Source organism: Streptomyces sp. NBC_00078, assembly GCF_026343335.1.
In the GTDB taxonomy this organism is placed as follows: Bacteria; Actinomycetota; Actinomycetes; order Streptomycetales; family Streptomycetaceae; genus Streptomyces.
Genome location: NZ_JAPELX010000001.1, coordinates 330142 through 356783 on the forward strand (window position 1 = coordinate 330142; position 26642 = coordinate 356783).

General features: G+C 71.3%; 25 protein-coding genes and 1 pseudogene. 8 read left to right on the plus strand and 18 right to left on the minus strand.

The window, feature by feature from the left end:
- The first annotated feature begins 224 nt into the window (after positions 1–224).
- Positions 225–2528: a SpoIIE family protein phosphatase gene (locus tag OOK07_RS01525; RefSeq protein WP_266801868.1), complete on the plus strand. Its 2304-nt coding sequence runs from the start codon at positions 225–227 to the stop codon at positions 2526–2528.
- Positions 2529–2618: 90 nt separating this feature from the next.
- Here OOK07_RS01525 and OOK07_RS01530 read toward each other — a convergent pair whose 3' ends face one another.
- The 3 genes from OOK07_RS01530 to OOK07_RS01540 form a co-directional block, all read right to left on the minus strand.
- Positions 2619–2804 carry a hypothetical protein gene (locus OOK07_RS01530; protein ID WP_266676099.1) on the minus strand — a complete coding sequence of 62 codons (186 nt, stop codon included), beginning with the start codon at positions 2802–2804 and terminating at the stop codon, positions 2619–2621.
- A 50-nt stretch (positions 2805–2854) separates the two neighbouring features.
- A complete protein-coding gene (locus OOK07_RS01535) occupies positions 2855–3520 on the minus strand; it encodes a peptidoglycan-binding domain-containing protein (RefSeq protein ID WP_266794725.1) in 666 nt (221 codons plus the stop codon).
- A gap of 124 nt (positions 3521–3644) precedes the next feature.
- Positions 3645–4478: an ATP-grasp domain-containing protein gene (locus OOK07_RS01540; RefSeq protein ID WP_266794726.1), complete on the minus strand. Its 834-nt coding sequence runs from the start codon at positions 4476–4478 to the stop codon at positions 3645–3647.
- 293 nt (positions 4479–4771) lie between these two features.
- Here OOK07_RS01540 and OOK07_RS01545 point away from each other — a divergent pair, with 293 nt between their 5' ends.
- A complete protein-coding gene (locus OOK07_RS01545; RefSeq protein ID WP_266801869.1) occupies positions 4772–5440 on the plus strand; it encodes a TetR family transcriptional regulator in 669 nt (222 codons plus the stop codon).
- A 137-nt stretch (positions 5441–5577) separates the two neighbouring features.
- Entirely contained in the window at positions 5578–5991 is a 414-nt protein-coding gene (locus OOK07_RS01550; RefSeq protein ID WP_266676110.1) for a Zn-ribbon domain-containing OB-fold protein, read from the plus strand.
- Between the two features lie 90 nt (positions 5992–6081).
- Here the strand turns inward: OOK07_RS01550 and OOK07_RS01555 are convergent, their stop codons facing one another.
- Together OOK07_RS01555 and OOK07_RS01560 are read right to left on the minus strand one after the other, a co-directional pair.
- Complete coding sequence (locus tag OOK07_RS01555; RefSeq protein ID WP_266794727.1) at positions 6082–6363, minus strand: hypothetical protein; 282 nt, start codon at positions 6361–6363, stop codon at positions 6082–6084.
- Positions 6351–7697 (minus strand): Gfo/Idh/MocA family protein, encoded by a 1347-nt coding sequence (locus OOK07_RS01560; protein ID WP_266794728.1) that lies wholly within the window; start codon positions 7695–7697, stop codon positions 6351–6353. Before OOK07_RS01560 ends, OOK07_RS01555 begins: the two co-directional genes overlap by 13 nt.
- 187 nt (positions 7698–7884) lie before the next feature.
- On the opposite strand from OOK07_RS01560, the gene OOK07_RS01565 reads away from it, so the two are divergent.
- Positions 7885–10716 carry a dienelactone hydrolase family protein gene (locus OOK07_RS01565; RefSeq protein WP_266794729.1) on the plus strand — a complete coding sequence of 944 codons (2832 nt, stop codon included), beginning with the start codon at positions 7885–7887 and terminating at the stop codon, positions 10714–10716.
- 92 nt (positions 10717–10808) lie between these two features.
- Here the strand turns inward: OOK07_RS01565 and OOK07_RS01570 are convergent, their stop codons facing one another.
- From OOK07_RS01570 to OOK07_RS01580, 3 genes are all read right to left on the minus strand, one after another.
- Positions 10809–11195 carry a PPOX class F420-dependent oxidoreductase gene (locus tag OOK07_RS01570; RefSeq protein ID WP_266794730.1) on the minus strand — a complete coding sequence of 129 codons (387 nt, stop codon included), beginning with the start codon at positions 11193–11195 and terminating at the stop codon, positions 10809–10811.
- 52 nt (positions 11196–11247) lie between these two features.
- Positions 11248–12003 (minus strand): type 1 glutamine amidotransferase domain-containing protein, encoded by a 756-nt coding sequence (locus tag OOK07_RS01575; protein ID WP_266676116.1) that lies wholly within the window; start codon positions 12001–12003, stop codon positions 11248–11250.
- An 88-nt stretch (positions 12004–12091) separates the two neighbouring features.
- Positions 12092–13270, minus strand: coding sequence for a MalY/PatB family protein (locus OOK07_RS01580; protein WP_266794731.1), 1179 nt, complete (start codon positions 13268–13270; stop codon positions 12092–12094).
- Positions 13271–13444: 174 nt separating this feature from the next.
- On the opposite strand from OOK07_RS01580, the gene OOK07_RS01585 reads away from it, so the two are divergent.
- Together OOK07_RS01585 and OOK07_RS01590 are read left to right on the plus strand one after the other, a co-directional pair.
- Positions 13445–14275: an SAM-dependent methyltransferase gene (locus tag OOK07_RS01585; protein ID WP_266794732.1), complete on the plus strand. Its 831-nt coding sequence runs from the start codon at positions 13445–13447 to the stop codon at positions 14273–14275.
- A 116-nt stretch (positions 14276–14391) separates the two neighbouring features.
- A complete protein-coding gene (locus tag OOK07_RS01590) occupies positions 14392–15771 on the plus strand; it encodes a S1 family peptidase (RefSeq protein ID WP_266676126.1) in 1380 nt (459 codons plus the stop codon).
- Between the two features lie 4 nt (positions 15772–15775).
- Here OOK07_RS01590 and OOK07_RS01595 read toward each other — a convergent pair whose 3' ends face one another.
- From OOK07_RS01595 to OOK07_RS01605, 3 genes are all read right to left on the minus strand, one after another.
- A complete protein-coding gene (locus OOK07_RS01595) occupies positions 15776–16183 on the minus strand; it encodes a hypothetical protein (protein WP_266676128.1) in 408 nt (135 codons plus the stop codon).
- Positions 16184–16239: 56 nt separating this feature from the next.
- Positions 16240–16425 (minus strand): hypothetical protein, encoded by a 186-nt coding sequence (locus OOK07_RS01600; protein WP_266527958.1) that lies wholly within the window; start codon positions 16423–16425, stop codon positions 16240–16242.
- 110 nt (positions 16426–16535) lie between these two features.
- Positions 16536–17696 (minus strand): ROK family transcriptional regulator, encoded by a 1161-nt coding sequence (locus OOK07_RS01605; protein ID WP_266676130.1) that lies wholly within the window; start codon positions 17694–17696, stop codon positions 16536–16538.
- A 242-nt stretch (positions 17697–17938) separates the two neighbouring features.
- Here OOK07_RS01605 and OOK07_RS01610 point away from each other — a divergent pair, with 242 nt between their 5' ends.
- Complete coding sequence (locus OOK07_RS01610) at positions 17939–19141, plus strand: Gfo/Idh/MocA family protein (RefSeq protein ID WP_266683272.1); 1203 nt, start codon at positions 17939–17941, stop codon at positions 19139–19141.
- 28 nt (positions 19142–19169) lie between these two features.
- On the opposite strand, the gene OOK07_RS01615 is transcribed toward OOK07_RS01610, so the two are convergent.
- The 7 genes and pseudogenes from OOK07_RS01615 to OOK07_RS01650 all read right to left on the minus strand — a co-directional run bounded on the left by OOK07_RS01615 (position 19170) and on the right by OOK07_RS01650 (position 24482).
- Positions 19170–19868, minus strand: coding sequence for a L,D-transpeptidase family protein (locus tag OOK07_RS01615; protein WP_266676132.1), 699 nt, complete (start codon positions 19866–19868; stop codon positions 19170–19172).
- Between the two features lie 154 nt (positions 19869–20022).
- Positions 20023–20509: pseudogene (locus tag OOK07_RS01620) on the minus strand (SDR family NAD(P)-dependent oxidoreductase).
- 586 nt (positions 20510–21095) lie between these two features.
- Complete coding sequence (locus tag OOK07_RS01630) at positions 21096–22010, minus strand: SDR family oxidoreductase (RefSeq protein WP_266676134.1); 915 nt, start codon at positions 22008–22010, stop codon at positions 21096–21098.
- Positions 22011–22105: 95 nt separating this feature from the next.
- The gene (locus OOK07_RS01635; RefSeq protein WP_266676136.1) at positions 22106–22480 is read right to left on the minus strand and encodes a DUF4180 domain-containing protein; all 375 of its coding nucleotides are present in this window, start codon (positions 22478–22480) and stop codon (positions 22106–22108) included.
- Between the two features lie 28 nt (positions 22481–22508).
- Positions 22509–23138 carry an MBL fold metallo-hydrolase gene (locus OOK07_RS01640; protein ID WP_266676138.1) on the minus strand — a complete coding sequence of 210 codons (630 nt, stop codon included), beginning with the start codon at positions 23136–23138 and terminating at the stop codon, positions 22509–22511.
- The gene (locus OOK07_RS01645; RefSeq protein WP_266794733.1) at positions 23138–24223 is read right to left on the minus strand and encodes an S-(hydroxymethyl)mycothiol dehydrogenase; all 1086 of its coding nucleotides are present in this window, start codon (positions 24221–24223) and stop codon (positions 23138–23140) included. Before OOK07_RS01645 ends, OOK07_RS01640 begins: the two co-directional genes overlap by 1 nt.
- 55 nt (positions 24224–24278) lie before the next feature.
- On the minus strand, positions 24279–24482 hold the full coding sequence (locus tag OOK07_RS01650) for a hypothetical protein (protein ID WP_266676142.1): 204 nt from the start codon (positions 24480–24482) through the stop codon (positions 24279–24281).
- Positions 24483–24680: 198 nt separating this feature from the next.
- On the opposite strand from OOK07_RS01650, the gene OOK07_RS01655 reads away from it, so the two are divergent.
- Positions 24681–26435, plus strand: a complete 1755-nt coding sequence (locus OOK07_RS01655) for an ABC transporter ATP-binding protein (RefSeq protein ID WP_266794734.1) — start codon at positions 24681–24683, stop codon at positions 26433–26435.
- Positions 26436–26642 lie beyond the last annotated feature (207 nt).

The following is a 26642-nucleotide window of genomic DNA, read 5'->3' on the forward strand; positions in this document are numbered from 1 at the left end:
TACCGGCTGCCCGGCCGTTGCCGCCGCCGCTTTGTCCAGAAGGTCAGCGCGACGCCTGCGAGCTTCCCCTTTCGAGTGAATCCCGGGTCGGTAAGACCGCGATCGAAAGCCTCTCGATGTGCGATGCTCAACGCGTGACGAGCGAGCCCGCAACGCCGGCGGAGTCCCGCCCCGCGCCGGACACCGTTGCGCTGGCCAAGGTGGTCGCCAGGCAGCGCGCCGAGATGGACCGGCTGCGCGACCTGGCCGCCAGGACGGCCGTCCTGGAGCAGGCCAAGGGCGCCGTCATGGCGCTGACCGGCTGCTCCCCGGACGCCGCCGAGGAGGAGCTGCGGCGACGCGCCGCGGACGGGACCCGCTCACTGCTCGAGGAGTGCTGGGTCACCCTCGGCGGCCTGGCAACGACACCGGCGGCCACCGCACCCCGACCGGACCCCGGCCTCACCCCCGGGTCCTGCCCCGCCTCCGCACGCGACGTGGCCACCACCGACGAGGGTTCGGCGGCCCTCGGACCGCTCGGCCGGGAACTCGTCCATGTGGCCACACCGCAGGATCTCGCCCGGTGCCTGCTCGAGCATCTCGCGCCGGAGGTCGGCGCCGGCGCCGTCATGATCTATTCCCTGCTGTCCTCGGGAGGCCTGGAGCTGATCGGGCACGCCGGCATCGACGACACCGTCGCCGCCCAGTGGCACCGGGTACCGCCGCTGGCCGGGGTTCCCGCGCTCGACGCGCTGCGGGCCGGGGAGCCGCGCTGGCTGGAGGACGCCGAGGCGGACCGGAAACGCTATCTGATGATCGGGGATTCGCCCGAGCACTGGCCGTCCCGCGCCTGGCTGCCCGTGCCCACCGGCGACGCGCCCGACGTGTGCATCGGGGTCCTGCGCACCCGCGTCGGGCCGTTCACCGCCGGCGTCCGGCAACACCTGCACGCGGTGGCGCAGTTGTGCGCCGGCCGGATGCGCGTGTTCGACACCCACTCGCAGGACGTCGCCGACGCCTCGGTGGACGCCGTGCAGGCCGTGTTCGACGCGCTGCCCGAAGCGGCGATGCTGCTGTCGCCGCTGCCCGCCGCGTCGGGAGCCATCAAGGACTACCGCATCGACGCCGCGACCACGCGGGCCGCCGATGTCGTCGGGCACGCCGGGCGGGAACTGATCGGCCGTCGGTTCCGCGAGTGCTGTCCGCCGCTGGCGACCGAGCCCCTGTGGCAGGGCATGCGGCGAGCGCTCACCACCGGGAAGCCGTACGAGAGCGAGCCGTTCGCGCACCAGGAGGTCGTGGCCGGGGTCGCCGAGCTGTCCACCTACTCGGTGCGGGCGGCGCGGCTGGGCGCGGGGCTGGTCATCACCTGGGTACGGCACGGCTCCTCCGACCGGCAGGAGCAGCGCCTCGCGGATTTGCAGCGGCTGGGCAGCCTCGGCTGGGCGAGCTGGAATCTGGTCACGCACGAAGTCACCTGGTCCTCCCAGGTGTTCACCCTCCTCGACCGGAACCCCGTGTGCGGGCCGGTCGGCCTCACCGAACTCCCGGAGCTCTCCCTGCCCGAGGACGTGCCCGCGCTGGCCCACGCCATCGCGGAACTCCTCGGCGAGGGGCGGACGTTCGACGTTCCGTTCCGCATCAGGACGGCGAGTGGGCTACGGCATCTGCGGGTCGTCGCCGAAGCCGTGCCGGACGCCACCGGAACGCCCGTCGAGGTGCACGGCGTCGTACAGGACCTCACCGCGCAGCGCAGTGCCGAGCTCGCCCTGGTGGAGAGCGAGCGGGCCATGCTCACCCAGCACGACGTGCTGCGTGCCGAGCGGACGCTGGCGGGCCGGCTGCAGCACGCCCTGCTTCCGCTGCCGATCCGGCCCGTGCTCCTGGCCGGACTGCGCGTCGAAGTCGCCTATCTGCCCGCCCAGTCGGGCATCCATGTCGGCGGTGACTGGTTCAGTGCCATCGAACTGCCCGACGGCGACGCCCTCTTCGTGGTGGGCGACGTCGCCGGGCACGGCATCGACGCGGTCGCCACGATGGCGCAACTCCGCTTCACCGCCAAGGGCATGGTCATCACGGGGTCCTCGCTGACGGGTGCGCTCGACCGGCTCAACACGCTGCTGCTGCACTCCCGTGACTCCCACGGCACCGCGACCCTGGTCCTGGCCCGCTACAACTCTGCGGAGCGGCGCCTCATCTGGGCTCAGGCCGGTCATCCGCCGCCTCTGCTGCTGCGCGGCGGCCAGGTGCGCTATCTCGACCGTCCCCGCGGCATGCTGCTCGGGGCGAGTGCGGCACCGGTCTACGTCGAGGCCGAGTGCCGGCTCGAACCGGGCGACCGCGTCATCCTCTACACCGACGGCCTGGTCGAGCGGCCCGAGGAGAGCATCGACCGTGGCCTGAAGCGGCTCTCCGAGGCCGTCCTCAGCCACCATTCCGACGACCCCGGTTCCCTGTCCCTGGGGCCGCTGCTCGCCGCGATGCTGGAGGGCGAACGTCGGGATGACGTCTGCCTGCTCGACATCAGGGCTCCGATGGATCTGGAGTAGACGGCCGCTGGATCTGGAGTAGATGGCTGCGGTGCGGACGCCGACGCGAACCGTTGGCCGGTGCGGACGGTGACGCGGCTCGGTCACCGTTCACTCGTCGCCACGATGGCGCCAGTACCAGAGCGCGCCCACGACCAGGGCCACCAGGAACACGACGGGCAGGACCAGGCCCGGAATGCGGGAGCCGTTCATGGGCGTGGCTTTCGGGTCGGGCGGGCGGGGCGCCGGGTGCGTCGTCCCTGTGCCCAGGGTGACGCGTGGCAGTCCGCCACTCACCGGGATTTCCGCACCCGTTGCCCCGTGTTCGAGGGCGGGCGGCCCGCCGGTCAGCCCGTGCCGGGGGCCGTCCGGGACTCCAGCGCCTGCCGGGTGTCGTCGCCATAGACGCCGTCCTCGTCGCCTCTGATGCCGTACCAGAGCTGGAAGCGGGCCACCGCCGCCCTGAGGGTGGCGTCGTAGGTGCCGTTCGTGGAGCCGTTTTGGTAGACGTCAGGGATGTGCAGCAGGCGTTCCTGCAGGTCGGTCACCGCCGGGCCGCTGTCGCCCGCGCGGAGGGTGCCGGCGCCGTCGGGGTCCGTGGAGCCGGGAGCGGAGGCGGTCGCGGCCGGCTCGGCGGACGCGGTGGGGCGGGGCTCCTGCGCGGCCGCGTCGTCGTTCCTGCCGACCAGCAGCAGGGCGCAGCCGAAGCCGACGAGGGCGGCCGCGGTGACGGCGATCGTCACGGCGGCACGGCGCAGCCCGGGCCCGAACCCCAGACGGCCGCCGGCGCGCGGCACATCGACGTCGCGGGTGCGCACGGGCGGGAGTTCCTGTGTCTCGCCCTCGTCCCAGGACCGCGGGTCCTGCACGGCGCCGGACTCGAGATCGGCGCGGCTCTGCTCCATCTCCCGGAACAGCTCCGCCAGGGCGTCGGTGCGGCGCGGCCGAAGGACATGGATCGGTTCCAGCGCCGGGCGGTCGTGCGGCGACCCGGATACAGGCGGTGTGGGCACAGTGCTCTCCTTACGCCCCGTGGCAGGGGCCTCCACCGTTCCCCGAGGAGTGATACGCGGCTGCCGCCCCGGGAGTTCAGCGGATCGCCGTCTCCCTCGCCCGGCGCTGGGGTGAGGGCGCGCTTCAGGCCCGGGTGCCGAGGAAGCGGTGCAGGGACGTCGTCATCGCGGAGACGAAGGCGTCCCGTGCCGGGTGCGCCAGCGCGTCCAACGACAGATACGGGTTGAGGTCCTCCAGCTCGACCAGCAACAGCTCACCGCCGGGCGCCCGGCAGGCGTCCACCCGCTGGATGCCGTGGTCGACGGTGTTCCAGTCGATGAAGCGCCGGGCGAACGCGAGGTCGTCGTCGGTCGGACTGTAGGGCTCCAGCTGCCAGCGTCGGTCGGGGTGCGGCGCGTACAGGGCGTACTGGAAGTCGTGGTCGACGAAGTAGAAGGACACCTCGTAGGTGAAGTCGACGCACGGCTGGACGAGAACGTCTCCGTTCACGAGGTCGCGCAGCTGGGCCGCGGAAACGATCCGCAGGCCGATGGAGTCGGCGCCGCGCTTGGGCTTGACGACGTAGCGGTCCGCCTCGGGCAGCCGGTGCAGGTCCTCGGTGCGGTCGACGGTGGGGATGACCGGGTGGCGCGCGGCGGTGAGGTCGAGCAAGTACTGCTTGCCGGCCATGTCGGCCTTGCCTGAGAGCTGGTTGTAGACGCGCGCCCCGCTGTCGATCGCCCGCTCGCGGAAGTCCTCGTACACCTCCTGGTAGGCCAGGACGGGTCCGCTGTTGCGTACGACCACCGCTTCGAAGGCACCCATGAGTGCGGCCGCGTCCAGCGGATGGCACAGGGCCAGGTCGAAGTCCTCCCGCAGGCGCGAGGTGAGGAAGATGTCCTCGTCGCCGTAGCGGCGCCCGCGTGCCGGGTACGCCAGGTCGGTGACGTAGAGGATGCGGGGACGGACGGGCGGCATGGGGTGCTCCTCGGTGGCTGCGGGAGCCGCAGGGTAAGCCGCCGCGTGCCTGCCGCGCAAACGTCTGACCTGGGGATTCAGTCGAGGTTCGGAGCCCCGCGACCCCGGGCCGCGGCTCTGCCCCGGCGGCCGTATCGGTCGTTGCCCCCATCGGTGCCCTCCATGCGCTCCCTACGATCGCCGCGAAGAAGCGGGGCACTCAGTTCCCCGCCGGGGCTGCACTGAGTGCCATCAGCGCCGTCCGATGTTACGTTCCGTCCATGACTACGGAGGCGGCGGCCGTGAAGCCACCGATGCGGGACGCCCTGGTGGCGGCGGCGTTCCAGCTGTTCCTGGAGCGGGGCTACGAGCAGACGACGGTCGACGACATCGTGGCGCTGGCCGGTGTGGGACGGCGGTCGTTCTTCCGTTACTTCCCCTCCAAGGAGGACGTGGTCTTCCCCGACCACGAGCGGTGCCTGGCCGACATGACGGCCTTTCTCGCCGAGAGCGGTGAGGCGGAGGAGCCCGTGCACCGGGTCTGTGACGCGGCCCGTCTCGTCCTGCGGATGTACGCCGAGAACCCGACGTTCTCGGTTCAGCGCTACCGCCTCACCAAGAAGGTGCCGGGGCTGCGGGCGTACGAACTGTCCGTGGTGTGGCGCTACGAGCGTGCCCTCGCGGAGTACCTGCGTACCCGTTTCACCGGCCGCGACGGGACCCTGCAGGCCGACGTGATCGCCGCCGCTGTGGTGGCGGCGCACAACAACGCGCTGCGGTCCTGGCTGCGTTCGGACGGGAAGGGCGACTCCGACGCCGCTGTGGACCACGCACTGGGGTGCGTGCGGGAAGCGTTCGGTGGCGCCCCTCCCGCACACCGCGGCGGAGAGCAGCCCGAAGACGTGGTGGTGGTCGTCTCGCGCCGGGATGCACCCCTGTGGCGGGTCGTGCAGGAGATCGAGTCCGCACTGGGACGAAATTGAGGGTACGGAGTGCCTTTACGCGTGACACTGAGTGCCATAGATTGTGGGCGTGCACGGTGGCACGGTGAGCCGCGCACGTGCGTGCACGGTTGACCCGCGCACGTGGGATTCGGGCCGAGCGCAGGGAGTTGACCAGCGTGTACCACCACTCAGGAAACGTTGCTATGCAGGCAGCCGGCTCCGCGGCAGGCGTTCTCGAACCCATGACGGCCGATTCGGACACCGTCCTCTTCCAGCGCTGCACCTGGTGCGGCACCGCCACGTACCACCGGCTGCTGTGTCCGGTCTGCCAGGGCGGCGAGCTGCGGACGGAGCGCAGTGCGGGCACGGGTACGGTCCGCCACGCCACGGTGGTGCACCGCAACACCCCCGCCGCGCGCAATGTGTCGCTCGTCGAGATGACGGAGGGGTTCGTCGTACGCGGCCGGGTCATGGGCCCGCTGATCGGCATCCACAGCGGCGACCGGGTCCGGCTGTCCACGGCCAAGGACCCGGTCCGCGGCGAGCCGGTCTTCCAGTTGATCGACGAGCCGTACCGCGCCTGGTCCTGAGCGCTGCCCGGTCCGGCGCCGACCGCCGGGCAGTGCTTCCGTTCCGGTTTCATACAGGCCCGGGCCCGCTCTGCCGGGCCCGCATGCCGGCTACTCCTGCCAGTCCCCTGTCGCGGTGGCGCGCTCCTGCCACTGCCTGGCACCGGGACCGTTCGGCTCCCATCGGTCGCAGAACTCTCGCAGCGCCTCGCACCTGGTCAGCATCGCGGCCCTGCGCACCGGCCAGGGCGGCACCTCCCCGCCGTAGGCCCGGAAGAAGCGGCCAAGTGCACGGCGGTGCTCGGGGTGGTGAGTGCGCACGATCCACTCGCACCAGGCCAGATCCTCGACCGGATCCCCGAGGCTCTTACCGGCACCCCTCATCGTGCCCACAGCCCGGGTATCAGGTCCCGCAGGGCCACCGGCCGTCCCGTCTCGAAGCACTTGTTGGCCGCGACTCCCACGGCCAGGGCGAGGGCGCCGTCCCGTTCGGTGGCCGTGGGGTGGGCCGCCTTCTCCGGATCCGTCGGCCCGCCGGTGTCCACGGGGCCGAACAGGGCGTCGAGCATGCGCGGGTCTCCTCCGCCGTGGGCCTCGTGCACGGCGTCGAGCGGGACGTCGACCGGGGGCCGCCACAGCGGGCGCAGGGTGAGTCGTGCGCCTCCCGCGTGCTCCGCGGCCGTGTCTCCGTGCAGCGCGCCGCTGTCCGAGGCGACCTGGGTCCGGGGCTGGGCCCAGCGGCTCTCCTCGACCTCCAGCTCCAGGCGGCCGGCGCTGCCGTTGAACATGACCCGGTAGCCCTCCCACGGGGAGTAGGCGGTGAGGTGGTAGGTCATCGTCGCCCCGCGTGAGTAGCGGACGAGGAGCGCCATGTCGTCCTCGATGGTGACCGGGCCGCCGAAGACGTTGCGGTCGCGGAGGTATCCGTCGTCCTGCTCGGCGTCCAGATACAGGGCACGGAGGGTGTCGTTGGCGGTGAGATCCAGGGCGAAGGGGTCGCCGTCGGCGGGGGCCGACCCGTGGGCACGGTCGTAGTCCCGGCGCAGTCCGTGGCGTTCGCCCGCCTCGGGGCCGTAGAAACCGAGCCGTCCGTAGCTGAAAACCTCGTGCGGCTCGTCGGCGAGCCACCAGTTGACGAGGTCGAAGTGGTGGCTCGACTTGTGCACCGTGAGACCACCGCTGTTCCGCTTCTCACGGTGCCAGCGGCGGAAGTAGTCGGCGCCGTGGCGGGTGTCGAGGAGCCACTCGAAGTGCACGGACAGGATCTCGCCGACGGCGCCTTCGGCGAGCAGGGCGCGTACCTTCTCGTGCACCGGGTTGAAGCGGTAGTTGAAGGCGACAGTGAGGGAGTTTCCGGTGGCCTCGACCGTTTCGAGGATGCGTGTGCAGCGGTCCGCGTCGACGGTCATGGGCTTCTCGGTGACGACGCGGCAGCCCGCCCGCAGCGCCGGCACGATGTAGCGGTCGTGTGCCGCGTCGACGGTCGTGACGACGACCTCGTCGATGTCCTCCTTGGCGAGCATGTCGGTGAAGCGGTCCGGTTCCCACGCGGTGGCGGCGGGTTCACCTGCGGCGGCCAGCACCCGGTTGTGGAAGGCCATCCGCGTCGGGCTCGGATCACACAGGGCGGCCACCAGATGGCCCGGGCGGGCGGCGAGGCCACGGGTGAAGGTCTGGGCACGGCTACCGGTCCCGACGATCGCGGCGCGCAACGGAGTTCGGCTCATCAAGGGGTCCTGTCCCGAGAACCCGGAGTTCATGCCTCCTTCCCTGCTTGGCCTGATGGCACCGCCGCGCACCACCCGAATCTCCGGGCACAGGCAACCCACGCACTCCCCTGGTCATCCTCCGGAACACGGGAGGGCCCCGCGGACCAACGGGGTGCCTCTGCATCGCACTTGAGGGAGGGCAACCTTGTTCCATGTCCGGCGAATATGGGTCACCGCTGCGGCGGTACTCGCGGTGGCGGGGGGATCGCCAGGGCCGGCACAGGCGGCACAGCCGCCGGACGCCAGACCCTCTGTGGCAGCCGCCGACAGCGACGGCGGTCTCCCGCCCGGCTGGCGGATCACCTTCACGCACGGCGTACGGCAACTCGTCTGGCGCTCGACCGCCCGCGTGCCGATGGGGGACGCACGCGTCGGCTTCTATGCCGGGGACCGGCTGCTCGGTCACCCGGTGTCGGGCGAGGACGGACGCACCTTCCGTCTCGATCTCGGACAGGGAGCGGACGCAAGGGCAGCAGGGTCAGCAGGGGCAGCAGGGGCAGCAGGGGCAGCAGGGGCAGCAGGGGCAGCAGGACAACTGAAGGGTCTTCAAGTACGGGTCGGGGAGCGGCAGTTGGACGCTGCGGGCCGTACGCTCGCCCCGCGCGTCCGGCGGGAGCCGGTCGCCGCGCAGCCGCCTGCCCGGCTCCCGGCGAACTCCGTCGACCCCGGCAAGCCGGGTCAGTACCGCACGGCCACCGGTGAGTACGACCTCGACCCGGTGAAGCTGCCCGGCTTCCCCGAGCCGGTCGAGATGCGCGCCGTGGTGGTCGCGCCGAAAGGCGCCACCGGCCACCGGCCGCTCGCCCTGTTCCTGCACGGCCGCCACTTCACCTGCTACTCCGGCGACGACTCCTCCGGCGCCTGGCCCTGCCCGGCCGGCACCAAGTCGATCCCGAGCTACCGGGGCTACTTGCGCGACCAGCAACTCCTTGCCTCCCAGGGCTATGTGACGGTGTCGATCTCCGCCAACGGCATCAACGCCCAGGACGACGACGCCGAGGACGCCGGCGCCCAGGCCCGCTCCTCCCTGGTGCGACAGCACCTGGCCCGCTGGGCCGACTGGGCCGCCCACCCCGACGCGGCCCCCGCGGTCGTACGCGACGCACCGCCGGCCGACCTCTCGCGTGTCCTCCTCGTCGGCCACTCGCGCGGCGGCGAGGGCGTCAACCGCGCCGCGATGGACAGCCTCTACCCGCCGCCCGCGGCGCAGGACGGCTACCACGGCCCGGTGCGCTGGCACATCCGCGGCTCCGTCCTGATCGGACCGACGATCTTCGGCCAGAATCCGGTCGCGGACGTCCCGTCGGTGACGATCCTGCCCGGCTGCGACGGCGACGTCTCCGATCTGCAGGGCGAGGTGTACGTCGACGGCACCCGCTCGGTCAGCCGTGGTGCCGCACTGCACAGCGCGGTGTACGTGGTCGGCGCCAACCACAACTTCTTCAACACGGAGTGGACTCCCGGGCAGGCCGAGGCGCCCGCGCAGGACGACTTCTCCGACGACCCCGAACACCCGGACCCGGTCTGCTCGCCCGGTACCGCGACCCGGCTGACCGCGGACCGGCAGCACCGGGCGGGCAGCACCTACATCGCCGCGGCGGCCCGGCTGTTCGTCGCCGGTGACGACCGGGTGCGTCCGCTGCTCGACGGGTCGGACCGGCGGGCGCCGTCCGCCGACCCCGCGCGTGTGCTCACGCACGCGGTCGGTGCGAACCGCCGGGGCGGGTTCCTGCCGGACGGCAAGGTCAGGGTGACCGGTGGACGTCTGTGCTCGGCCGTGGACCCGGACGAGCACGTGGCCTGCCTCGGGCCCGACACCCAGGGTGCCTCGCCGCACTTCGCCGGGTGGAGGACGAACCCCGAGGCCGGCCGACGCGCGGTGGCGCTGAGCTGGCCGGCGCCCGGACCGGTGGTGCGGGTCCGTCCCGACGCGCCGGTTTCGCTCGGCGGTGCCAAGGACCTGGCCCTGCGGGTGATCGTGCCGCCCAACTCCACCGGCACCGGGCTCGACGTGGCCCTCACCGACACCCATGGCAGGCGGGCCGCGCTCGGCCGCGTCCGTGTCGACGGACTGCCGGGCAGCGGCCTGACCGCCTCCTACTGGGCCCGTGAAGTCCGCGTCCCACTGACCGCCGCCGCCCGGGCCGGTCTCGACCTGAAGCACGTCACCTCCCTTGAACTGACGCCGCGTTCGGCCAAGGGGAAGGCCTGGCTGATGGACGCGTGGGGCTGGCGCCCGGGTACCCCGGCGGTGCGGGAGGCCGCGCTGCCGCGTGTCGACATCGGCCGCACGACCGTCAAGGAGGGCGACTCGGGCGTCCGCACCTACCAGGTGCCGGTGCGGGTGTCCGGCCGGGGCACCGGCCAGGTCCGCGTGTACGTCGTCGATCCGGTCACCGGCGAGGCGAAGGGGCACCTGCTGTCCGTGCATCCGGGCGGCCACGACATCGACGTGCCGGTCCGGGTGAAGGGCAACAAGCGCTACTCCGAGGACGCGGAGACCGACGTGGTCGTCAAGGCCGTGAGGGGTGCCGTCATCGGCTCGTACGTGGGCGGGGTCACGGTGCTGAACGACGATCCGATGCCCACGGTCTCCGTCACACCGATCGCGGACCGGGTGACCGAGGGGCAGCCCCTGAAGTGGAAGGTGTCCCTGTCGGAGGCCGCGGACGTGGACTTCGGCCCGACGTACCTGGCCGTGCCGGTCACCGCCGGGCCGGAGCTGTCCACGAAGGACGTGGACCCGGCCTGGCTCAACTCCACCTCGGACCAGAGCCCGGACCCGGAGCGTCCCCTGTCCCAGGCCGCCGTCTACCTGTCATCCGACGTGCCCGCGGGTCAGCTGACCGGGGAGCTGACGGTGCTCACCGTCAGGGACCGGGTGACGGAGCCCGCCGAGTCCGTCCGCCTCGAACGGCTCGACGACATCAGTGAACCGCAGCAGGTACTGAACGGCACGGTGCTGGACGCGTCATAGGAACGGCGGCGCCGTCGTGGCGGTCGCGCGGTCCTCCCGGGAGGACCGCGCGGCCGTCCGCATTTCCGGGTTCAGGGTCCGGACTTCAGGCTTCAGGGCTCGAGCGTCACGCGGATGCCGACGGTGCCCTTCAGGCCCCGGCGCAGGCGGCTGCCCAGCAGAGTGAGACGGCCCGTGATTCCGTACTTGCGGGCGATGAGTTCGCGGTAGCGGGCGACGGTCGCCTCGTCGCCGATCTCCGCGGTGGCGGGGACCTGGCTGCCGGTGGGATTGCCGCGCAGGTCGCAGGGGCCGACGAGAACGTCGCCGCGGGCCCGGATCCGCTTCACCTTCCAGGAGTCGGCGGCCGTCCACACACCGAGGGTGTCGCCGTCGCGGACCACCCACACCGGAGTGGCGACCGGCGTGCCGTTCTTGCGATAGCTGGTGATCAGCACGTACTTGCCCGCACCGAGCCGCTCCAGCGACGAGTCGTCCATACCGGGAAGTCTAAGCAGACGCGGCGAAGTCCGGGACCATGCGGCGGCGCCCTCAGTGAGCGGCCGACGCCCCGAGCAGCTCGAGGTAACGCCGGGCGAAGAGGTAGGCGTCCCCCGGCCAGCGCGCCGACACGAAGGTTCCGTCCTGGACGACGAAGGCGTGCGTGTCGTCGCTCGCCGTGCCGCGCCGGGTGAGTACCCGGGGGCCACGCTCGAACCGGGCGGGGTCCGTGAGGGCGGCGCGCACCTCGTCCTCCACGTACGCAGGGTAGGTCCGGTAGTAGCGGCCGAGGCGCCAGGCGGTGGTCAGGTAGGCGGTGCGTTCCATGTACCTGGGCAGGCAGGTCGTCCGGCGGCCGGCCAGGATGCTGCGGCCCGTGCCGGGGTCCTGGGTCCGGGCCAGGACCAGCACTCCGTGGCAGATCGCGCCGACCGGCCGGCCCAGTGCCCAGAAGCGGGCGACCTGCGCCTGCAGCTGAGCCGAGCCGAGGTACTGCCGCATGCCGGGTGCGTGTCCGCCCGGCAGCAGCAGCCCGTCGTACGCCGTCACGTCCACCTCGCCCCAGGCCACCGTGGCGGTGAACTCCGGTGCCGCGGCGAGCTGTTCGTAGAACCTCCTGGGTTCGTCCGCCGCGCCGAGCTGCCCGAACAGCACCCCGGTCAGCAGCCGTGGATCGGCGGCGGGCCGGGTTCCGGCATGCTCGGTGGCGAAGACGACCTCGTGCCCGGCATCGGTGAGCAGCCGCCAGGGCACGGCCACCTCGGTGACGTCGAAGTCGTGGTCAGGGACCGGAATCAGCACGCGCATGGAGTCATCATGGCAGGGCACCGTCACATGTCCATGACACCCGACCTGCTGCCTGGTGCACCCTGCCGCCCGGCACGGTTCCTTCTGTTCAGTCGAGTGCCGCTGCCATCCGCCGTACGCCTTCGGTGATCACCTCGGGCGAGGTCGCCAGGTTCAGGCGTACGTGCCCCGCCCCACCGATGCCGAAGGGAATTCCCGAGTTCACGGCCACCCTCCCCCGCTCCAGGAACACGGCCGCGGGATCGTCGCCGAGGCCGAGGGCGCGGCAGTCGAGCCAGGCCAGGTAGGTGGCCTCGCCCGGCCGGTGGGCGACGGCCGGGAGGTGTTCGGCGAGCAGGCCGGCGAGCAGCCGCCGGTTGTCGTCGAGGCCGGCGAGCAGCGCGTCCAGCCAGGCGGTGCCGTCGGTCAGGGCGGCCGTGTGGGCGATGACGCCGATGTGGCTGGGGCCGTGGCTGACCTCCTCGGGCAGCCGGGCGAGGTCGGCGGCGGCCGCCTGGCCCGCGACGGCGAGCGCCGCTTTCAGCCCCGCCAGGTTCCATGCCTTCGAGGCGGACATGAGGGACAGCCCGTGCTCCGCTCCGGGCACACTCAGGTACGGCACGAAGTCCACGCCCGAGGCGGTCAGCGGGGCATGGATCTCGTCCGCCACCACGCGCACCCCGTACCGGTCGGCGAGGGCCGCCACGGCGGCGAGTTCCTCGGCACTGTGCACGGTTCCGGTCGGGTTGTGCGGGCTGCACAGCAGGTAGGCGGCCCGGCGACCGCCGGCGACCGCCTGCCGGAAGGCGTCCTCCAGCGTGCCGAGGTCGATTCGCAGGTCAGCGCCGAGCGGTGCCTCCCTGACCTGCCGGTCCATGTGCTCGATGAACGGGTGGAACGGCGGATACACCGGCGAGTTCACGACCACGGGATCCCCGTGCCCGGTGACCAGTTTGAGCATCTCGACGACGCCCAGCATGACGTCGGGCACGATCGCCGTGCGCTCCACGGCGAGCCCGTCCCACCTCCACCTCTTCTCGGCGAAGGCGGCGAGCGCCTCGGCGTAGGCGGTGCCCGCCGGGTAGCCGGTGTCCCCGAGCGCGAGCGCGTCGGTGACCGCGCGGACGACTGGTTCGGCTAGCGGTACGTCCATCTCGGCCACCCACAGGGGCAGCACGTCGGCCGGGTAGGTGCGCCACTTCATGCTCGTACGGCATCGCAGGCTCTCCAGGGAGAGTGCGCGGAGGGGATTCGGTTCACCGGACGTGTCGTGCGGGATCCTGGTCATGGGGCACAAGATAGGGGGCGCCGGCACGACCTGGAACGACCTGTTCCGCAGGGCGAGCAGCACCCGGCGCCGAAAACACTCCTCCCTCACCCTCGGCAGACATCAACTCTGCCGTCTAGATTGCCGGTTGTCGTCGTACGCACCGCACCATCAGGCATTCCTGGAGCAGACCTCTTGACGGAGAACCCGGCAGTCACCGAAGATCCGGCGGCGGCGCTGCGCAGACGCATCGACACGGTGCGCCCGCACACGGCCCGGATCTGGAACTACTGGCTCGGCGGCGGCGACTACTACGAGGTCGACCGGGTGGCCGGCGACCGGATCCGCGAACTGCATCCGGCCATCGGCGAGTACGCCCGTGCCGACCGACTCTTCCTGGGACGCGCCGTGCGTCATCTGGTGGCCGACGCGGGGATCCGGCAGTTCCTCGACATAGGCACCGGCCTGCCCACCGCCGACAACACGCACGAGGTCGCCCAGCGTCTGGCCCCGGACGCGCGGATCGTGTACGTCGACAACGACCCGCTCGTCCTGGCCCATGCCCGCGCGCTGCTCACCAGTTCGCCCCAGGGCCGCACCGATCATCTGGACGAGGACGTGCGCAACGTCGAGTCGATCCTGGAGCGAGCGGCCGACAGCCTGGACTTCACACAGCCGGTGGCTCTGATGCTGCTAGGAGTGATCATCTTCCTCCGCGACGACGAGGACCCGTACGGTGTCGTGCGGCGGTTCATGGAGGCGCTGCCGTCCGGCAGCCATCTCGTCCTGTCCCACACCATCTCCGGCCCGGGGCTGCCCGAGGTGGACGCGGCGGTCCGGTTCTGGAACGAGCACGGCACCCCGGCGCTGACCCAGCGCACCCCCGAGGCGGTGGCCCGCTTCTTCGACGGCCTGGAGCTGCTGGACCCGGGCGTGGTCTCCTGCTCGCGCTGGCGTCCCGAGCGGACGCCCGGGGGCGGACCGCGGGAAGTGGCCATGTACGGCGGGGTGGGCCGCAAGAGCTGAGAAGATCACCCGGGCGCTGAACGCGATCGTCTGATGCCACGTATGGAGATGAGGGCACTCAACGACCGGAGGGCCCCGTGGCGTTGACGCCGCGCGTTCGGGTTCGGGAGCCATGCATGAGGCACGCACGACGACGGATCGTCCGGCGAGTGACGCGGCTGGCGGCCGTCGGCGGACTCCTCCTGGGAGGAGCGATGGTGACGCAGGCCGCCATGGCGAGCGAACCGTCGGCTACCTCCGCGCTCCCGCTCAGCGACTCGGGGACGTCGGACAACCCTGGTGCCGCGCTCGTGTCCAGGCTCGGCACGGCCCGTACGGCAGGCACCTGGATCGGCACCGACGGACGTCCGGTCGTCGCGGTGACCGACGCGAAGGCTGCGGCCGAGGTCGAGCGCGCGGGGGTCGCGTCGAAGATGGTCGGCCACAGCATGAACGAGCTGAGGGCGGCCGCGGCGACGCTGCGTTCGGCGCCCCGGGTCGCCGGTACGGCGTGGGTCATGGACTACCGGACGAACAAGGTGGTGGTGCAGGCCGACAGCACCGTCTCGTCCACCGACTGGTCGGGGATGACCAAGGTGGCGACCGGCATCGGCAGTTATGTCCGCATGGAGCGCGCCCAGGGCGAGTTCACCACCCGGCTCAACGGGGCGTCGCCGATCCTGTCGACCGGCGGGCGCTGCTCGGCGGGTTTCAACGTGACGAACGGCAAGAGCGACTTCATCCTCACCGCCGGCCACTGCGGGCCGACGGGGTCCATCTGGTTCGCCGACAGCCAGGGCAACCAGCAGCTGGGCAGGACGGTCCAGCAGAACTTCCCCGGCAGCGACTTCTCGCTGGTCCAGTACGCGAACGGCACGGCGGGCAACGGAGCCGACATCGTGGCCATCGGCAAGGGCAACGGTGTGCGCATCACCGGCGTCGCCGACCCGGCCGTCGGGCAGCGGGTGTTCCGCAGCGGCAGCACCAGCGGACTGCACGACGGCGAGGTGAAGGGGCTCGACGCCACGGTCAACTACCCGGAGGGCACCGTCACCGGCCTCATCGAGACGAATGTGTGCGCCGAACCCGGGGACAGCGGCGGCCCGTTGTTCTCCGACGGCATCGCACTGGGCGTGACCTCGGGCGGCAGCGGCGACTGCACCTCGGGCGGCACGACGTTCTTCCAGCCGGTGACGAAGGCGATGCAGGCGCTCGGCGTCCAGATGATCGTGTCGAAGCAGGCCGCCGGGCAGGGCGCCGCGCCGTCGCCCGCGCCGTCCACCTCTGCCACGCACAGCGCGATCGCTCCCGGAGCCACCTCCCCCGGCTCCTCGGCCCCCACGACGGGTGCCGCGAACGGTGAGACGCTGCTGGCCCGGCTCGCGGACCCCAAGAACGTCGGCCCCGGCATGCTGGTCATCGGGGGCAGCCTGCTCGCGCTGGTGGCCACCCGTTACATCCGCGCCGAGCAGGATCGCAAGGAATACCGGCGCTACTACTCGGCGCGCTGGAGCTGACCGGTCAGCCGAGCGTCAGCAGGACGGTGGCGGCCGCGGCGCCCAGTAGCCCGGCCGTCTGCCGCCGGGTGACCCGTTCGTGCAGGAGGGCCAGGCCGAGGACGACGGGCAGGGCAGAGGGAGGACCACGGCGACGGCGAGCAACTGCCGCTGGGCGGCGAGCAGACCAAGGACCAGGCCGAGCGCGGCCACGGCCCCGGCCATCAGCGCCTGGGCGATGAGGCGTCCCGGCAGCCTCAGGACGGACGGCGTCCGCGGGCACGAGAAAGGCGGCGGCGCCGGCGAGCAGCAGGCCGCCCAGTTGGCCGAGGAAGGTGGTCGCGGCGAAGGTGCCGCAGCGGGACGGCAGCCCATCGGTGAAGTCGACAATGGCGTAGCGGACAGCCGAGGTCAGTGCGAGGAGAGGGCCCATTCGGTGTGGGATGCCCCGGTCCGGGGCTCCGATGCGCGGTGGGCCTCAGCTGATGCTCAGGCCGCTCGCGCCGGCTGAGGGGCCGCGGCGGCCCACTCCAGGACGAGACGCTGGTATTCCTCGCGCTGCTCGCCGCTCAGTGTCCCGCCCGACCGGTGCCACAGGGCCCGGATCTCCTCGTTGACCTCGTCTGCCGAGCGATCGGAGGCGGGTTCAACAGTGGTGGACATGGTGTGAAGCATACGGCTCCGCAGGTGAAGGCGTTGTGAGTAAGGCCGAACAAAATGGACATATCAGACCGTTCGGGGCCGTGTTACTGATCACGTCTGTCCGACAAGGCCGGCTGTCGGGTTCACGCCTCAGCCGCTCCCAGCACCAGCACCTGGATCGCCAGGACGGCGGCGCCGCGGGCCCAGTCGTGGAAGTCGGAGACCTTGGTCTCCAGGGGGACCGGGGCGGCCATCGGATGCCGCTGGACGGTGATCGCCTCCCGCACCGTGTCTCCGGCCACATCCATCAGGCCGACGCCCTCGCCTGCGAGCAGGATCTTCTGCGGCATCGCGAAGTTGGCGATCTGGGCGACAAGAGTGCCGAGAGCACGTGCCGCCTCGTCGATGACGCGGGCGGACATGGGTTCGCCGGCGGCGGCGAGGCCGAGGATCTCCTCGTACGTCCGGTCGCGGCCGGTGGCGGCGCGGACCTGGTAGCGGATGCTGGAGCTGGTCAGCAGCGAGACGGCGCTGCCGCGCTCGCCGTCGGGGGTGAGCGGCCCGTTGGGGTTGATGATCCAGTGACGGCCGAATCCGCGGTCCTCCTCGGCGCAGGACACCCGCCTGCCGCCCAGGACGAGCCCGTAGCCGATGCCGGCGCCGATGGTGAGGACGACGAAGCGGTCCAGGCCTCGGCCGGCCCCGAACCAGGTCTCGGCCTCGGCCAGGGCGGCGACGTCGTTCTCCACGACGACGGGCAGTCCCGTGCGCTCCCCGACCAGGCCGGCCAGCGGCACGTCCCGCCAGTCCAGGAACGGTGACTCCCCCACCACGGCACGGTCCTCGACCCGACCGCCCACGCCGATGCCGATGCCCGCGAGGCGCGGGTGGGTGCGGGCGAGTTCGCCCGTCATCTCCGCGAGCAGGTCGGCGACCTCGGCCGGGTCATGGGTGGCGAGCGGGCGGTCGTGGCGCGCGACGATGTCGCTCCTGAGGGTGGTGACGACGCCGTAGACCTTGTCCTCGGTGATCTTGAAGCCGATGAAGGAGCGGGACTCGGCGACGACGGCCAGGGGCTGCGAGGGGCGCCCCTGGCGCACCTCGGCCGGGGATCCGGCCTCGGCGGTCTCGATCAGCAGGCCCGACTCGATCAGCGGCTTGGTCAGCCGGGTGAGACTGCCGGCGGAGAGGTCGAGCCTCCGGGCGAGTTCGGTGCGCGACAGCGGGCCGTGGACCAGTACCTCGATCGCCACCGAGCGCTCACCGGGGCTCAGCGGAAGCCAGCTGGCGGCAACTGTGGTCATGAAGGCCAGACTCCCACATGATTTCTTTCACCATGAAAACAACCAGCCCAGAATAGCGCGCCTCACGCCGCCGGAAAAGAAGCGGCGCAGGGCCTTGACGCCTGGATTCTTTCGCACCAAAAGTAAGTGGCCATGCAGGACATCCACGGCAACGGCAGATCCGCGACCAGCCTGAACCAGACCAACCGCCAGATCAACCTGATTCTCGACCAGTGACTCGACTGATGAAGGGCATGCCTTCCATGACGTTCTCCCTCGGCATCGTCGGTGCCGGCCAGTTCTCCGGCCAGTTCGCCAAGCTGTTCCTGGCCCATCCCGGCGTGAGCGATGTCCACGTCACCGACATCCTGCCGGAACGGGCCGAGCAGCTCGCCGCCGCCGAAGGCCTCACCGGCACCTTCCCGTCGTACGAGGCGATGCTGGAGTCGACGGCGGTCGACGCGGTCGCGGTCTTCACCCAGCGCTGGACGCACGGGCCGCTGGTCCTCCAGGGCCTGAACGCGGGCAAGCACGTGTACTCCGCTGTCCCCATGGCGATCTCCACGGAGGAGATCGCGGCGATCATCGACGCGGTCAAGGCGACCGGACTGACCTACATGATGGGCGAGACCAGCCAGTACAACCCGGCGACCGTGCACGCCCGCAACCAGATCGCGGAGGGTGCCTTCGGGCGGATCTTCTACGCCGAGGGCGACTACGTCCACGACATGGACCTGGGGTTCTACGAGGCGTACCAGTACAGCGGCGGCGAGAACTGGAAGGCGACCGCCAGCTATCCCCCGCTGCTCTACCCGACGCATTCGGTGGGCGGGGTGCTCGGCGCCTGGCAGACACACGCGGTGAGCGTGTCGGCGATCGGTGTCGTCGACGAGCGCGGCGACGGTGTCTTCGACAAGGACGTCAGCCAGTTCGGCAACGACTTCTCCAACGCGACCGCGCTGTTCGAGGTGGCGGGCGGCGGTTCGTTCCGTACGAACGAGTTCCGGCGGGTCGGCTACCCCTCGCACATCCGCGAATCCCGCTTCCGCTTCTTCGGCACCGACGCGAGCATGGAGCAGCTCGCGACGGTCGCGCTGTGGCAGGACAAGAAGGGCGTGCAGGACATCAGCGAGCTGCTGGAGCCCAAGCCCACCATGGCTCCTGACGACCCGTCACTCCAGCACATCGCGCCGGATCTGCGGGCCGCCTTCACCTCCGGTTCGGCGCCGGTGCACGACCGGGCCCGGCTGCCGCGGGAGTTCGACAACCTGCACAACGGGCACGAGGGCAGCCACCACTTCCTGGTCGACGACTTCGTGACCGCCGTGAACACGCGGTCGCTGCCGTCGGTGAACGCGTGGGTGGCCGCCCGCTACACCCTGCCGGGCATCGTCGCGCATGATTCGGCACGGCAGGGCGGGGCCAGGCTGGAGATCCCGGACTTCGGGGACGCGCCGGAGAGCTGAGCCACCGGGCCGGGTGCCTGCGCGTGGCTCAGGTGCCCGGCTTGCGGCCGTACACGAAGACGTCGTCGCCGGTCTTCAGCAGCGACCAGTACTTCTTGGCCGTGGCGGTGGTCATGTTGACGCAGCCGTGAGAGCCCGGCGGGTTCCACATGCTGAGGTTGACCGAGTGGAAGGCCTGGCCGCCGTCGAAGAACTGGCTGTAGGGCATCGGCACGTGGTAGAGGTTCGAGACGTGGTTCTTGTCCCGCCAGTAGATCTTCTTGAGGCCGGTGCGGGTCTCGTAGCCGTCGCGGCCGGTGCGGACCGGGACGGGGCCGTAGACGAGCCTGCTGCCGTCCTGGATCCAGCTGAGCTGGAGGGTGAGGTTCACGCAGGCGATGCGGCCCTTGTTCGTCGGGCACGCGCCGTTCCTGTTGGGGTTGTTCCCGACGGCCTTCTGCTTGTTCATGAGATCCATCACGCCCCAGGTGACGGACCCGGCGTAGCCGATGTTCGGCGTGATGCCGTGCTTGGTCTGAAAGGCCTTGATGGCCTTGCAGTCCGTGGCGGACTGCCTGCCGTCGACGGTCAGGCCGAGGAACTTCTCGACCTTCTTCTGGTAGGGCCCGGTCGACGTGGTGCAGCTCGTCGCCGCCTGTGCGGGCGCGGTGCCCAGTGCGAGTGCGAGCGGTGCCACCAGTCCGGTGATCCCGAGTGCGACGGCTCCCCGTCTGCGTATGTCCCCCATGGCCGGCCTTGCCTTTCGTACGGAATGGTCGTCTGATCTGCGGTCTCTGCCACCTAGACCGACGTCCCGCGCGATCGGTTGCAAGGCTTCCTCACGATGCGACGAAACGGTGACATTCGCAGTGCCCCAGGTCACAGAGTGACGAGGTGCACCGCTAGGCGTCCCTCTCCTGTCGCGTCGCTCGGAGAAATCCCGTGTTGACCGCGGTGAGGCCGCCGTCGACGGTGAGCGCGGTACCGGTGATCCAGGCCGCGTCGCGGGAGGCGAGAAAGGCGACGGCCGCGGCGACGTCGTCCGTCGCGGGTCCACGCCTCGTCCGGCCCGTCCTCGAAGAGCGGGGTGTCGGGGGTGCAGCTCGCCGCGCTGTTGACCAGGACGTCCAGCGAGCCGAAGGCCCCGACGGCGTGTGCGACGGCCGCCTCCGCGGAGGCGCGGTCCGCCACGTCGCACGCCAACGCCTCGGTCGCCAGGCCCTGTTCACGCAGGCGGGCAGCGGTCTTCTTGGCCTCGGGCGCGTCCATGTCGGTCACCAGCACCCGGGCCCTCTCCTCGGCGAGCCTCCGCGCCACGGCGGCGCCGATGCCGCGGGCGGCGCCGGTGACGAGGACGCCGTACCCTTCGAAGCGTTTGGTGTCAGCCATGGGCCGAACGTACTCCCCCCAAGATCTGCAGGGCGGATAGCGTGCGTCCATGGCCGCGCTTGTGCAGCAACTCCCCGCGCTGACAGGTGTCGTGATCGGCGCCCTCGGCTCGTATCCGGCGGTCGTCCGGGGCGACCGGGCACGGTTCCGCCGCGAGCGGGTGGCCCGTCGGGAGGAACGGCGGTTCGCGGTGTACGCGGGCTGGGCCCAGGCGTTGAAGCAGCAGGTCACGCCGACCTACCGGGTGGCGGCGTACCTCGGCAACGATCCGCATCCGCATCCCCCGTCGCCGCAGGACGCGGAGCCGCTGCTCGCCGAGATCCGGACGGCCCGGGAGCCGCATGGAGAGGCCCTCGTCCTGCTGGGCAGCCCGAAGGCCGTGGAGCAGGCCCGGGAGTGGATCGTCACGGTGCTGGAGATGGAGCGATCCGTACGGGTGGGCACGCGGGATCCCGCCGCCTGGCAGGGCCTGCTGGAGCGCCGGCGGGCCGGGCGCGAGGGCTACTACACCTCCGTACGCGACGATCTCGGGCTCACGCCCGGCCACTCCGCGCCGGCCGCTGCCGCCCGTGCCCCCTGCCTGATCTCACCGGTATCCGGTGGTGTCCGCCGGCTTCCCCGCGTCCTGGACCTCGACCACGTACCGCCAGGCGTCCGGCCGGCTGCCGTCGAGGTCCGTGAAGCCGTACTCCTTGGCCAGTCCCCCACTGGAGAGGGAATCGCCGTTCCACCGGGACACGTCCGGATCGGCTGCGAGGGCCGCGACGGCTCGGCCCACATAGCGCGGGGTCTCGGAGATGGCGAAGTGGGGGACGCGTTCGAGGGCGTCGTGCCAGTTGTCCTCGCCCACGCCGAACTGGTCGAGCATGATCTCCGAGCGCAGCCAGCCGGGGGTCAGCGCGACGGCGGTGGCGCCGCGCGGCCCGAGTTCGTGGCTGAGGGCGAAGGCCATGCGCAGCACGGACGTCTTGGCGAGGTCGTAGAAGAAGGAGTTCCGGTAGGTGTCGCGGTTGTACTCGGCGGTTCCGTCGGTGACCTCGACGACCAGTCCGCCGGGGTGGCGCAGGAGCAGGGGCAGCGCGTGGTGGCTGGTGATGGCATGGGTGTCGACCGCGAGCCGCAGGAGCCTGAGTCCGTTGTCGAGGTCGTGATCCCAGACCGGGCTCTCCCATTCGAAGAGGTTCTCGCCGCCCCAGATGTCATTGACGAGGACGTCGAGGCGGCCCTGCTCGTCCGCAACACGGTCCACGAGGGTGCGGACCTGTGCGGGGTCGAGGTGGTCGGTGGGTACGGCGATGCCCTGGCCGCCGGCCTCGGTGACGAGGTCCGCGGCGTCCTCGATGGTCTCGGGGCGGTCGTACTCGGAGCGCCGGGTACGGGTGGTGCGGCCGGTGACGTAGACCGTGGCGCCGGCCGCACCGAGTTCCACCGCGATCCCCCGGCCCGCGCCACGCGTCGCCCCGGCGACCAGCGCCACCTTGCCCTTCAGCGGTGCGGACATGTTCGGCCTCCCGTTTCCCCACGACTGCTGTCACGGTCGAGGATGCCTGGGAACCCGGACATCTTCTGTCGCCTTTTACGGAGAACCCGGTCCGGTCACCCGGCCGGCCGCAGCCTGGCGCCGAGGGCGTCGTCGTCGGCGAGGAACCAGATGTGGGCGCCCTGGTTGGTCTCGTGGACGAAATCGCGCAGTGCCGTGCTGTCGGCAACAAGCCGGGAGATGTCGCCGACGACGGCGAGGCGCACGCGGTAGTTCACGAACTTCTGCATGACCGCACCCGCGATTCCCGAACTCAGCCGGAAGAACTCGTCCGCCACCCGTTCCACGGGCAGCACGACCAGCTCGGCATCGTGCCCCATCGCGTCGCCGATCAGATCGAGCGCGGCCCGCTCACCGTCGAGCGGCGGGCCCCCGAAGGCGCCGCGCAGCACGCGTACGCCATGGATGGTTTCGACTGTGTTGGTGGTCATGCTCGGTGATCGTATCCGTCGGCCGCTCTCAGTGGCCCCGGGTGATCCATTCCTCCAGGTCGGGGGCTTCGGCGCCGATGGTGGTCGCATCGCCGTGGCCGGTGAGGACCTTGGTCTCGGGCGGGAGGGTGAGCAGTCGGTCGCGGACGGAGTTGATGATCGTCGGGAAGTGGGAGTACGAGCGGCCGGTGGCGCCCGGGCCGCCCTGGAAGAGGGTGTCGCCAGTGAAGACCGTGGCCAGTGCGGGGTCGTAGAGACAGACGGCGCCCGGCGCGTGCCCGGGCGTGTGCAGCACCGTGAGGTCGGCGCCCGCGGCCTCGATGACCTGGCCGTCGATCAGATGGGCGTCGGGGTCCCGGTCGGGGTGGGTCTGCTTCCACAGCGGCAGGTCGTCGGGGTGCAGCCAGATGGTGGCGCCGGTGCGGTCGGCGAGCGCGGGTGCGGCGTCGATGTGGTCGTTGTGGGCGTGGGTGCACACGATGGCCGTGAGCCGTCGGTCCCCCACCGCCTCGGCGATGGCCTCGGCGTCGTGCGCCGCGTCGATGACGATCACCTCGTGGTCGTCGCCGACGATCCACACGTTGTTGTCGACCTCCCAGCTGCCGCCGTCGAGGGTGAACCGGCCGGAGGTGACGAGGCGTTCGATGCGCGCGGTCATCACAGCACCACCACCGAACGCAGCACGTCACCGTGGTGCATCCGCTCGAACGCCTTCTCCACCGCGTCGAGTTCGATGGTCTCGGTGACGAACTTGTCCAGCGGCAGGCGACCCTGCAGATGCAGGTCGATGAGCATCGGGAAGTCACGGGAGGGCAGGCAGTCGCCGTACCAGGACGACTTCAGCGATCCGCCCCGCCCGAAGACGTCCAGCAGCGGCAGCTCCAGCTTCATCTCCGGGGTCGGTACACCCACCAGCACGACCGTGCCCGCCAGGTCGCGGGCGTAGAAGGCCTGCTCATACGTCTCCGGGCGGCCCACCGCCTCGATCACCACGTCCGCGCCGAAGCCACCGGTCAGCTCACGGATCGCCTCCACGGCGTCGCGCTGCCTGGAGTTCACGGTGTGCGTGGCACCCATCTCGCGCGCCGTGGCCAGCTTCCGGTCGTCGATGTCCACCGCGATGATCCTCGCCGCGCCCGCGAGGTTCGCCCCGGCGACGGCGGCATCGCCGACCCCGCCGCAGCCGATCACGGCGACACTGTCCCCCCGGCCGACTCCGCCGGTGTTGATGGCCGCCCCGATCCCGGCCATCACGCCACAGCCCAGCAGCCCTGCCACCTGGGGTGAGACCGACGGGTCGACCTTCGTGCACTGGCCCGCCGCGACCAGCGTCTTCTCCGCGAACGCGCCGATGCCCAGCGCCGGCGACAGCTCCGTGCCATCGGTGAGGGTCATCTTCTGCTTCGCGTTGTGCGTGTTGAAGCAGTACCACGGCCGGCCCCGCAGGCACGCCCGGCAGTTCCCGCACACCGCACGCCAGTTGAGGACGACGAAATCTCCGGGCTCGACGTCCGTGACGCCCTCGCCCACCGACTCCACCACGCCCGCGGCCTCATGACCGAGCAGGAAGGGGAAGTCGTCACTGATCCCGCCCTGCTTGTAGTGCAGGTCGGTATGACAGACCCCGCAGGCCTGGACGCGCACCACCGCCTCCCCGGGCCCCGGATCGGGCACGACGATCGTGTCCACCCGCACCGGTTCGTTCTTGCCCGGCGCGATCACGCCGCGTACTTCCTGCGCCATGGTGGTGAACCCTTCGTCGGCTGCTGTCCGTCCTTCCGACCCTACGGGTGACTGATCAGTAACGGCGGCGGTGGTCCCACGCCCGTGCGAAGCCCTCGGCGGCGGCGCGCGGTTCGGCGTCGGACCCGGCGGACCCATGGACGTAGGCCCGCTCGCCGTCTCGTACGGCCTGCAGGAGCGTGCGGCGGACCTCGGCGGGGTGCCACGGAACGTGCACGCTCCAGCCGTGGTCGGCGGCGAACCTGGTCAGCTCCGGCACGGCTCCGTGGCCGACGAGGACGGGGCCGTCCGGCCTACGCCGCGCTCGGGCCCGGTGACGCCGTGACCGGCAGGCTCGCCGGCCGTCTGTCCGAAGGCGCCGGCCGACCGCTCACCCTCCCGATGGCACAAAACTGGCAGGCAGCACGGCAGGAGGCCGACGTAGCCTGAACGCTTCAGTCCAATACCGAGGAGCGCCGTGAGCATCGCAGAGACCGAGTCCGGCCCGCCCGCCTGGCGGTTGCTCCTCGCCTACGTGCGGCCGCATCGGTGGGCGCTGCTGGCGGGCGCCTTGCTCTCGCTGGTCACGGGCGCCACCGGGCTGCTGTTGCCGCTGGTGGCCAAGGGCCTGATCGACGACCTTTCGCACGATCGGGCCATCACCGGCGCGCTGGTGGTCATGTCGGTCCTGGTGGTCGTCAACGCGGCGGTCGGCGCGCTCGGCTCGTATGTGCTGCGTCGCACCGCGGAGTCGGTGGTCCTCGGTGCGCGGCGTACCTTGTCGTCGTATCTGCTGAGGCTGCGGATCCCGGCGGTGGACCGCAGCGAGCCGGGCGATCTGATGGCCCGTATCACCTCGGACACCACTCTGCTGCGCGAGGTCACCACCGACTCGCTGGTCGGACTGGGCACCGGCGGGCTCACACTCGTCGCGACCGTGGCGATGATGGGCCTGGTGGACCCGGTGCTGCTCGCCGTCACCCTGGGCGTGATCCTGGGCGCGGGCACGGTGCTCGGGGTGATCGTGCCGCGCATCAACCGGGCGAGCCGGCAGGCGCAGGACGCGGTCGGCGTGATGGGCGCCTCGCTGGAGCGGATCCTCGGCGCGCTGCGCACGGTGAAGGCGTCCGGCGCCGAGCACCGGGAGGAGCGGACGCTGCACGAGGCCGCCGAGGAGTCGTGGCGGCAGAGCGTACGGGCCGCCAAGTGGTCGGCGGCGGCGGGCAACACGGCTGGTCTCGCGATGCAGATCGCGTTCATCACGGTGCTCGCGGTGGGCGGGGCGCGGGTGGCGACCGGCTCCATCCAGGTGGGCACGCTGGTGGCGTTCCTGCTGTACGTCTTCTACCTCATGTCCCCGATCCAGCAGGTGGTCGGCGCGATCACGCAGTACCAGACGGGCGCCGCCGCGCTCGCCCGGATCCAGGAGGCGCTGAGTCTGCCGTCCGAACCGGCCACCGCGCCCGCCCCGTTGCCCTCCGCAGACGCCCAGCCGGCATCCCTCGCCTTCGACGAGGTCCGTTTCCGGTACGCCGACGATCTGCCGTACGTCCACCACGGGGTGACGTTCGCCGTGCCCGCGCGGGGCATGACGGCGTTCGTCGGGCCGTCAGGCGCGGGCAAGACCACGGTGTTCTCGCTCATCGAGCGGTTCTACGATCCCGAGTCCGGCACCATCACCCTCGACGGACTGGGCCTGCCGGACTGGGAGTTGCCCCCGCTCCGTGCGGCGATCGGCTATGTGGAGCAGGACGCCCCGGTGCTGTCGGGTTCGCTGCGGGACAATGTGCTGCTGGGCAACCCGGACGCCGACGAGGACGCGCTCGACCGAGTACTCAAGACGACCCGCCTCGACGGGCTGGTCGCCCGCCTGCCGAAGGGCCTCGACACGCTGGTGGGACATCGCGGCACCAAGCTGTCGGGCGGCGAGCGGCAGCGGGTCGCCATCGCCCGTGCACTGCTGCGCCGGCCACGGCTGCTGCTGCTCGACGAGGCCACCTCACAGCTCGACGCGGTCAACGAGGCGGCGCTGCGGGACACCGTCTCCGATGTCGCGCGTACGACGACGGTCCTCGTCGTCGCCCACCGGCTGTCCACGGTGACGATGGCCGACCGGATCGTGGTCATGGACGCGGGACGGGTGCGTGCGGTCGGCACCCATCGTGAACTGGTCGCCGCCGATCCGCTCTACGCCGAGCTGGCGGCCACTCAGTTCCTGGCCACGGCAGACTGACCCGCTCCGCTTCCCGAACTGAGAGCGCGAGTTCGATTCTCGTCACCCTCTCCAGCAGAAACCCCGCCTCGGGTCGCCGCGCTCGCGCAACCCTCCCGCGCGCCCGACACACAACGTCGGCTCAGAACGCCGGCGCGGATTGCTCTTGCTGCGGGCTCTGGCTGCGTGCCCTGAGCAGCACGTCCCGTAGACGGTTGTGTGTCATGG

What these genes read in the sequence shown, in the direction of transcription:
- OOK07_RS01605 (WP_266676130.1), bottom strand. Translation starts at nt 17,696, where the DNA reads ATGACCACAGTTGCCGCCAGCTGGCTTCCGCTGAGCCCCGGTGAGCGC.
- OOK07_RS01645 (WP_266794733.1), bottom strand. Translation starts at nt 24,223, where the DNA reads ATGGCGCAGGAAGTACGCGGCGTGATCGCGCCGGGCAAGAACGAACCG.
- OOK07_RS01540 (WP_266794726.1), bottom strand. Translation starts at nt 4,478, where the DNA reads ATGCCGCCCGTCCGTCCCCGCATCCTCTACGTCACCGACCTGGCGTAC.
- OOK07_RS01630 (WP_266676134.1), bottom strand. Translation starts at nt 22,010, where the DNA reads ATGTCCGCACCGCTGAAGGGCAAGGTGGCGCTGGTCGCCGGGGCGACG.
- OOK07_RS01590 (WP_266676126.1), top strand. Translation starts at nt 14,392, where the DNA reads ATGAGGCACGCACGACGACGGATCGTCCGGCGAGTGACGCGGCTGGCG.
- OOK07_RS01635 (WP_266676136.1), bottom strand. Translation starts at nt 22,480, where the DNA reads ATGACCACCAACACAGTCGAAACCATCCATGGCGTACGCGTGCTGCGC.
- OOK07_RS01575 (WP_266676116.1), bottom strand. Translation starts at nt 12,003, where the DNA reads ATGCGCGTGCTGATTCCGGTCCCTGACCACGACTTCGACGTCACCGAG.
- OOK07_RS01610 (WP_266683272.1), top strand. Translation starts at nt 17,939, where the DNA reads ATGACGTTCTCCCTCGGCATCGTCGGTGCCGGCCAGTTCTCCGGCCAG.
- OOK07_RS01545 (WP_266801869.1), top strand. Translation starts at nt 4,772, where the DNA reads ATGCGGGACGCCCTGGTGGCGGCGGCGTTCCAGCTGTTCCTGGAGCGG.
- OOK07_RS01640 (WP_266676138.1), bottom strand. Translation starts at nt 23,138, where the DNA reads ATGACCGCGCGCATCGAACGCCTCGTCACCTCCGGCCGGTTCACCCTC.
- OOK07_RS01580 (WP_266794731.1), bottom strand. Translation starts at nt 13,270, where the DNA reads ATGACCAGGATCCCGCACGACACGTCCGGTGAACCGAATCCCCTCCGC.
- OOK07_RS01560 (WP_266794728.1), bottom strand. Translation starts at nt 7,697, where the DNA reads ATGAGCCGAACTCCGTTGCGCGCCGCGATCGTCGGGACCGGTAGCCGT.
- OOK07_RS01570 (WP_266794730.1), bottom strand. Translation starts at nt 11,195, where the DNA reads ATGGACGACTCGTCGCTGGAGCGGCTCGGTGCGGGCAAGTACGTGCTG.
- OOK07_RS01595 (WP_266676128.1), bottom strand. Translation starts at nt 16,183, where the DNA reads ATGGGCCCTCTCCTCGCACTGACCTCGGCTGTCCGCTACGCCATTGTC.
- OOK07_RS01615 (WP_266676132.1), bottom strand. Translation starts at nt 19,868, where the DNA reads ATGGGGGACATACGCAGACGGGGAGCCGTCGCACTCGGGATCACCGGA.
- OOK07_RS01600 (WP_266527958.1), bottom strand. Translation starts at nt 16,425, where the DNA reads ATGCTTCACACCATGTCCACCACTGTTGAACCCGCCTCCGATCGCTCG.
- OOK07_RS01525 (WP_266801868.1), top strand. Translation starts at nt 225, where the DNA reads ATGGACCGGCTGCGCGACCTGGCCGCCAGGACGGCCGTCCTGGAGCAG.